Source organism: Arthrobacter tecti (genome assembly GCF_054511355.1).
Window position 1 is genome coordinate 44,680 of record NZ_JBTNCT010000025.1, and the last position, 6,887, is coordinate 51,566.

The 6,887-nt window shown below is 64.5% G+C and carries 10 protein-coding genes; 8 read left to right on the forward strand and 2 right to left on the reverse strand.

Annotation, left to right across the window (positions count from 1 at the left end):
- Positions 1-27: 27 nt before the first annotated feature.
- The gene (locus ACX80C_RS18360) at positions 28-483 is read left to right on the forward strand and encodes a PGPGW domain-containing protein (protein ID WP_459327904.1); all 456 of its coding nucleotides are present in this window, start codon (positions 28-30) and stop codon (positions 481-483) included.
- A 32-nt stretch (positions 484-515) separates the two neighbouring features.
- On the opposite strand, the gene ACX80C_RS18365 is transcribed toward ACX80C_RS18360, so the two are convergent.
- Positions 516-1,403, reverse strand: coding sequence for a polysaccharide deacetylase family protein (locus ACX80C_RS18365; RefSeq protein WP_459327905.1), 888 nt, complete (start codon positions 1,401-1,403; stop codon positions 516-518).
- A 115-nt stretch (positions 1,404-1,518) separates the two neighbouring features.
- Between ACX80C_RS18365 and ACX80C_RS18370 the strand changes: the two genes are divergently transcribed.
- The 7 genes from ACX80C_RS18370 to ACX80C_RS18400 are packed head-to-tail and all read left to right on the forward strand — an operon-like array spanning position 1,519 to position 5,559.
- On the forward strand, positions 1,519-2,448 hold the full coding sequence (locus ACX80C_RS18370; RefSeq protein ID WP_459327906.1) for a carbohydrate kinase family protein: 930 nt from the start codon (positions 1,519-1,521) through the stop codon (positions 2,446-2,448).
- Positions 2,445-2,972, forward strand: coding sequence for a YbhB/YbcL family Raf kinase inhibitor-like protein (locus tag ACX80C_RS18375; protein ID WP_459327907.1), 528 nt, complete (start codon positions 2,445-2,447; stop codon positions 2,970-2,972). Before ACX80C_RS18370 ends, ACX80C_RS18375 begins: the two co-directional genes overlap by 4 nt.
- A gap of 20 nt (positions 2,973-2,992) precedes the next feature.
- The gene (locus ACX80C_RS18380; protein ID WP_459327908.1) at positions 2,993-3,220 is read left to right on the forward strand and encodes a zinc-ribbon domain-containing protein; all 228 of its coding nucleotides are present in this window, start codon (positions 2,993-2,995) and stop codon (positions 3,218-3,220) included.
- Between the two features lie 53 nt (positions 3,221-3,273).
- Positions 3,274-4,080, forward strand: a complete 807-nt coding sequence (locus ACX80C_RS18385; protein ID WP_459327909.1) for an HAD family hydrolase — start codon at positions 3,274-3,276, stop codon at positions 4,078-4,080.
- The gene (locus tag ACX80C_RS18390; protein ID WP_459327910.1) at positions 4,077-4,868 is read left to right on the forward strand and encodes a glycerophosphodiester phosphodiesterase; all 792 of its coding nucleotides are present in this window, start codon (positions 4,077-4,079) and stop codon (positions 4,866-4,868) included. Before ACX80C_RS18385 ends, ACX80C_RS18390 begins: the two co-directional genes overlap by 4 nt.
- A 32-nt stretch (positions 4,869-4,900) precedes the next feature.
- On the forward strand, positions 4,901-5,119 hold the full coding sequence (locus ACX80C_RS18395) for a hypothetical protein (RefSeq protein WP_459327911.1): 219 nt from the start codon (positions 4,901-4,903) through the stop codon (positions 5,117-5,119).
- On the forward strand, positions 5,116-5,559 hold the full coding sequence (locus tag ACX80C_RS18400) for a MarR family winged helix-turn-helix transcriptional regulator (protein WP_459327912.1): 444 nt from the start codon (positions 5,116-5,118) through the stop codon (positions 5,557-5,559). Before ACX80C_RS18395 ends, ACX80C_RS18400 begins: the two co-directional genes overlap by 4 nt.
- Positions 5,560-5,621: 62 nt before the next feature.
- Here ACX80C_RS18400 and ACX80C_RS18405 read toward each other — a convergent pair whose 3' ends face one another.
- Positions 5,622-6,629, reverse strand: a complete 1,008-nt coding sequence (locus ACX80C_RS18405; protein WP_459327913.1) for an aminoglycoside phosphotransferase/kinase family protein — start codon at positions 6,627-6,629, stop codon at positions 5,622-5,624.
- Between the last annotated feature and the right edge of the window lie 258 nt (positions 6,630-6,887).

Consider the following 6,887-nt stretch of genomic DNA (forward strand, 5'->3'; position numbering starts at 1 on the left):
TTCAGACAAATGTGGGATCCTGCACAGATGAGTGCGCGATCCCGGTTCCATCGGGCTGCCCATCGCACCGGCCTGGAAATCCTCGGCTGGACCCTTGTTGTGCTCGGAATCGCGGCGTTGGTGCTGCCCGGTCCGGGCCTGTTGATGGTGGTCGGCGGACTGGCCGTGCTGTCCCAGCAGTACGCGTGGGCTGAGCGGCGGCTGCACCCGATCAAGGAGCGGGCTTTCCAGGCAGCACGTATCGGCGTGAAGACCTGGCCGCGCATCGCCGTCAGCGCGTTGAGCGCCTTCGCATTCATGACGGTCGGAATCATCTGGATGACGCAGCCGCCCGCCCCGGGCTGGTGGCCGCTTAAAGAGCAGTGGTGGCTGCCCGGCGGATGGGGAACGGGCTTGAGCCTGGTCCTGTCGGCTGTGATAGCGCTGGTGCTGTTGGTCTACAGCATCCGGCGGTTCAGGGAAGCGCCTGAACAAACTTCTTGATGCGGAATTGTTCAGTGGACATGCCGCACCGCCTACGGATGGAAATTGCTGGAGAATACATCGTTGAGGGTGACGGTAGTGAGCGCACGTTCGCGGATCAGCGCCCGCAACTCCGGGAACACACGGGTGACGGGGTCGAAGTTCAGGTGGCCGATGACGATGTGCTGTGGGAGGAACCACTGTTTGGCGTTGTCGATGATTTGTTGTTCCGTTAGCGGCGCCGAGTCCGCCAGCGAACCGTACCAAAGGGCTGGGGTGGTGTAACCGATGGAGGCGGCGGCTTGGAGAACGTGCTCGTTGTAGTAACCGTAGGGCGGACGAAAGAACGGTCGGGCGTCTACGCCGAATAACTCACCGATCCGGTCGTGTGCGCGCTGCAGTTCATCGACGACGCCCTGATGGGTCAACGATGTGAGATCCGGATGGCTCCAGGTGTGGTTAGCCAGCTGCACCTGACCGCTGTCCACAAGTGGCTTGAGTGCCTGAACGTTCCGTTCCCAGGCTGGATACACGCAGGTCGCGAACAGGGTCAGGCGGGCTCCTGTCGTCGCGGCGAACTCGGCGTACGCGGCGACGACCGAGGGGTCCGTGCCGTCGTCGACCGTCCAGGCAAGGAGGTTTCCCTCACCGGGCAAACCTGTGATGACGTTCTGCGGCGCCGGCACCCGCACGAGCGCGGGAGAGGGAGCGGCCGCCGCTGACGGCGGAGGGAGGGATGTGCTCGGGGATGTGCTCGGGGTTCCCGTCGGCGCGGTAACAATGGAGGTTGCGGTACTGGGTGCAGCCGGGAGCTGTGGCGTTGTGCAGGCAGCGAGCAAGCCGGATGCCGATGCAGCGGCCGCGACGATGGCTGTGCGGCGGGTAAGCCCCGTGCCCGCGGGTGACGACTGCGACGCGTCGGAGGCGGCGCGGCTCTGCACGAATACCCCTTCCAGAAGATACAATGCCACCACGATAACGTCCCGAGAAGCCCGCTCGCGGATTTCGATGACGTGCTCCCATATGACTGTCAGGACCCAATGCTAGGTTGAATCGGTGCTCACGGTTATAGGCGAAGCCCTTATTGACGAAGTCATCAGCGACACCGCGCTGCCCCGCGCCCACGTAGGAGGAAGCCCGCTGAACGTCGCCGTTGGGCTTGCCCGGCTGGGTCATCCCACGCAGTTCCTTGGCCGGTACGGCGAGGATGAATTCGGTCGCCGCATCCATGCTCACCTCGCGGAGAACTCGGTTCTGACGCCGCTGGCACCGGACTCCCTTCCCACCAGCGTTGCCTCCGCCCGCCTCGATCCGGTTGGCGGGGCCAATTACACCTTCCAGCTCGCCTGGGAACTGCCGGACCTGAGCCGGCGGGAAGACCTGTTCAACGGAACCACTCTGGTCCACACCGGATCCATAGCCTCGATGCTGACGCCCGGCGCAAAGGATGTTCTCGCTGCCGTCCGGCATGCCAGGCCCGCTGCCACCATCAGCTATGACCCGAATTGCCGGCCCACCATCGTCAAGGACGCCGACTATGCGCGTGAACAGGCGGAGAAGTTCGTCGCCCTCGCGGACATAGTCAAGGCGTCGGACGAGGACCTGCAGTGGCTGTACCCGGATCGGGACCCGCGCGAGTCCGCGCGCCGCTGGCTGGCGCTGGGGCCCGCCGTCGTCGTCGTGACGCGGGGTTCCAAAGGCCCGTGGGCCGTCGTGGAACGCGGTGAGTGCGAGGTTGCCGCGCCGTCCATCGCCGTGGTGGACACGGTGGGCGCGGGGGATTCGTTCATGGCCGCGGTGCTGAGCGCGCTGGCGGACCTGGAGCTGGACGGAGCGCAGCACAGGAATGAGCTGCACTCCCTGTCCGTTGAGCAGGTACAGGGTGTGTTGGCGTTCGCTGTCGCAGCTGCGGCGGTAACCGTCTCGCGCGCCGGCGCCAATCCACCAACCCGAGACGAACTCACAGTACAAGGAGAATACGCATGACCCGCGACCCCTACGCAGATCTTCCCGACGTTCCTTCCTTCGACCTCACCAGCTCGGATATCCGGCACAATGAACCGCTGGACATCAAGCACGCCTCCGGCCGGATGGGTGCCGGCGGACACGACGTCTCACCGCAGCTCTCCTGGGACGGCTTCCCCGAGGGCACCAAGAGCTTCGCTGTGACCGTCTATGATCCGGATGCCCCAACTGCGAGCGGTTTCTGGCACTGGGCCGTTTTCAACATTCCTGCGGGCACCACGTCGCTGCCGTCCGGTGCCGGAACCGAGGACGGCGCGGGGCTCCCGGAAGGCGTCGTGCAATTGAAGAACGACGGCGGCTTCCCCGGTTTCGTGGGCGCCGCCCCTCCCGCAGGCCACGGCCCGCATCACTATCATGTGGTGGTCCACGCGGTGGATGTCGAGCGGCTGGACATACCGGCTGAAGCTTCGAATGCCTACCTCGGATTCAACCTTTTCTCCCACACCCTTGGACGCGCGCGTATCGTCGGCACCTACGAGCAGTAATCCCCGCCCGGGAGGTACCCATGCTGATCCTGTTTGGATTCAAGACTGCGGTCAAGGAGCTTTCCCGCAAGCATGCCGTTTGCCCGAACTGCGGCCAGCAGGCGTCCCAGCGCATCGATCAGCGGGCAACGAAGTTCACCTTGTTCTTCATCCCGCTGTTCACCACGAGCCGCAAGTACTCGAGGACCTGTGCATACTGCGGCGTTACGAGCGAACTGTCGAAAGTCGAGAAGGACGCCCTCGCCTAGGGTCCCAAGGCGCTTGGGTAGGCTTAAGTCCTACAACGCAAGGAGTTCTGCGCATGCGCCTGGTTGCCAGCGACATGGACGGCACCATCGTCGGCCACAACGGTCAAATATCCGACCGCACAGTCCGTGCCTTCGAGGCGTGCCTGGCCGCCGGCGTCGAGATTGTGTTCGTTACGGGCCGGCCGCCCCGGTGGCTCGACCCGCTTCGGCAACTCGGCTTCACAGGCACGGTGATCTGCTCAAACGGTGCCCTGACCTATGATCTCGGCGAAGAGAAAGTCCTCTCGGCAGACCTGCTGGACGCCGGAAGCATCCTCAAGGCTCAGGAGATCATCCGGGAGCTCTACCCCGCCGCAACCTTCGCGGCGGAAACCATGGATGACTTCCTCATCGAGCCGGGATTCGCTCCAACCGGATCGATAGAGTTGCTCGGCGGCCTCGAGCCGCGCCCGCTCAAGGAAACACTGAACGGCAACGGCGTGATCAAGTTCCTGGCGCGCGAGGTGGATATCACTGCGGACGAATTTCTGCACGGGGTTGCGCCCGCCGTCGAGCACCTGGTGGCCACCACCCATTCCGCGCCCAATATGCCACTGCTAGAGATGAGCCTTCCCGGGATCAACAAGGCGGCCACGCTTGCCAAGTACGCGGCAGGCCTTGGGATCGGGCAGGAGGATGTGATCGCTTTCGGTGACATGCCGAATGACATCCAGATGCTCGGTTGGGCCGGGCACGGGTACGCAATGTCCTCCGGTCACCCGGAGGCGCTGGCAGCGGCAAATCTCCGCGCGCCGGCCTTCGACGACGACGGCGTGGCCCAGGTCCTGGAGGAGCGGCTCGCAGCGCTCAAGACAGCGTGAATAAACCCTACTTCGACAATCCCGGGCCCGACGGCGCGCAGCGGCCAATCGCCCTCTCGCACCGCGGGTTCGCACCAGACGGCAGGGAAAACACCTTTCCCGCAATGGAAGCCGCGCTGGCCCTGGGTTTCGCCTACCTGGAGATCGATGTGCGAACCACGCGCGACGGCGTCGTCATGGTCTTTCACGACGAGCGCCTTGAGCGAGTGACGGACGGCAGCGGCAGGCTCGCCGACCACAGCCTGGCGGAGCTGAGCGCGGTCAGGGTCCGGGGGCGTGTTCCCATTCCCACGCTTGAGGAAGTCCTGGAGCGTTGGCCAGGCGTAAGACTCAACGTCGATATCAAGGACAACTCCTCTGTCCAGCCGTTCGCGGACCTCGTTGAGAAGCACGGGGCGCACGATCGGGTGCTGGTCGCCTCGTTCTCCGACCGGCGCCGGTTGCGGGTTCTGCGGAAGCTCAGCCGGCCCACGGCGTCGTCGGCGGGTATGGCGGTCAATGCCCTGATCAAGGCGGCGTCCCCGCTGAGGCTCACACGGCTGATCGCGAAACTGGCCCGAGTGGACTGCGTGCAGGTTCCGCTGCGTTTTCGCGGACTTCGGGTTGCCGACCGCAACTTCATCCGCCGGTGTAACGCGGCGGGGGTGCCGGTGCATGTGTGGACGATAAATGACAGGGCCACCATGGAGGAACTGCTGGACGATGGCGCGGGCGGGCTGGTGTCGGATCGAGCGGATCTCCTCGCCGAGGTACTGGAGGCGCGAGGGCACTGGCCGCAGAACAGTTAGTGCCCTAACTATTCGTGCACTATGATAGCCATATGGCGAAGAACTCCTGGGCTTATCGGCTGATGAAGACCACCGGAAAGTTGCGCCTGGTCTTCGGGCCGGCAGACCGGGGCGCCCTCGGTGGGCCGGTGCAGTACGTTGACGACGCCTCGCATCGCGAGCGCCAGAAGCAGCTGCAGCAGTGGGATGTGGTCCGGAACGCGGATGGGTCAACCTATCTGGTGGCACGTGAGGGTGGTGGACGGTCATGAGCGTCTCGCAGGAGGAGGACCTGCTCCTTGAGCGGCAGCTCTGCTTCGCCCTTTCGGTCGCATCACGCAGCGTCATCGGCGCCTACCGGCCGGTACTCGAAGATTTGAACCTCACCCACCCCCAGTATCTTGTGATGCTCGCGCTGTGGGAGAAGAGTCCGCGCACAGTCCGCGAGCTCGGCGAAGCGCTTGCCATGGAACCGGCAACGCTGTCGCCCATGCTGAAGCGCCTCGAAGCGAACGGAATGCTCACACGTCAACGGGTGGCAGGAAATGAGCGGGCGCTCGCCGTCGGGCTCACACCCGCCGGGCGGGAACTGCGGCAGAAAGCCCTCTCCGTGCCGGGCGCAATGATGGCCAAACTGGGCCTGAGCCGGGAACAGGTGGAAGGCCTCAACGCCACCATGGCGCAGGTCATCGCGGCAACCCAGCGAGCCTGAAAGCGTTCAGCGCAGGTTACCGCCGTCGGAAATCCGGCTGGCGGCGAAGATTAGGGTGAGGTTCAGAGCACCGGGTCGGTAATGGTCCGCAGGCAGTGCAGGGCATGGGGGCCGTACTCCCTCATGGAGGCGTCGTCGGCGTGAATCAACAGGCGCAGCCAGGACCCGTAGCGGTTCAACCGACCCAACTGCAGTGCGGGTTCGAGCGCCTCGCGCAGCTCCGTCAGCGGCGCATAGCCGGTCCAACGCTGCAGGTAGGAAGCGATGACGCGGCGGATCCTCGGGTCATCCGCCGGGACCTTCCAGCTCTCTTTCATGGCGCCGATCGGCACGTAGAGCGAACTGAACGGGTGGGCCCAGTAGGAGTCGCCGAAGTCGAAGAACCGCAGCGGTTCGGTGCTGGCGCCGGGGATGAACGCGTTGTTGGCGTGCAGGTCATTGTGGTCCAGCGAGAGCGGCACGCCGAGCGCGTTGAGCTGTGCGGCCGCCGCTTCGATGCGCGGAACAGCGGCGTGGATGCGGTCCGCTGATTCGGCGTCGAGGTGCAGGGGGTGCTCCTCGGGCAGGCCGGTGTGCAGGAGGAGTTGGTTGCTGACGAAGTTCCCGGCGATCTTTGGCTCCATCAGGGCAAGCCCGGCGTCCGCCAACTTCCTTCCGTGCGGTGCCACCTGCTGTTGAAGCTCGGCGAAATCCGTGACCACGCGTGCCCACAGCGCATAGTCGGTCGAGTCCAGCGTGTCGAGCGTTGCGCCGTGGTCGGGGGAGATCATCCACCCTCTCGTGGGTTCGATCGCCAGCGGTGAAACCACGTGATCGGGCGCAATCTCGGCCAGCGCCGCCACGATCGAGGCCTCCTGGAACTGACCCGGATTGTTCTCCTTGAACCACAGCTTGCCGTGATCAGTCGGGACGGTCACCTGCGCAGACCAGAACCGGATGCGCGGATCACTCAAGGGGCCGGTCTGCGCGATGTTGAACGTCTCAAGCACCTGTGTGATCCACGTCTGGACCTGCGACCGCCAAGCAGCGCTGGCCCACAGCTGGACGGGGTGCTGTGCTGGAACGGTCACTGAATTATTGTGTCATCAGATGCTGAAGCGGACCGTCTGGTGCGGCTTTCATCCCTTTGTGCCGGGAAGGTGAATCTCTGCAACCTCCCTTTAGCGTTCAGTCGCTGATGTTCACGGCTATCCACCATGTCAGCGGGGTCTTGGCGCAGTAGTGCCCCTTAGAGTGGTGTAACGCCCGCTGGTGACCGGTACCGCCCGAACGGGGCGCGGTCACCGTGGGTCCTTCGAGGAAACTCTCACATCCCACTCGAAAGGACA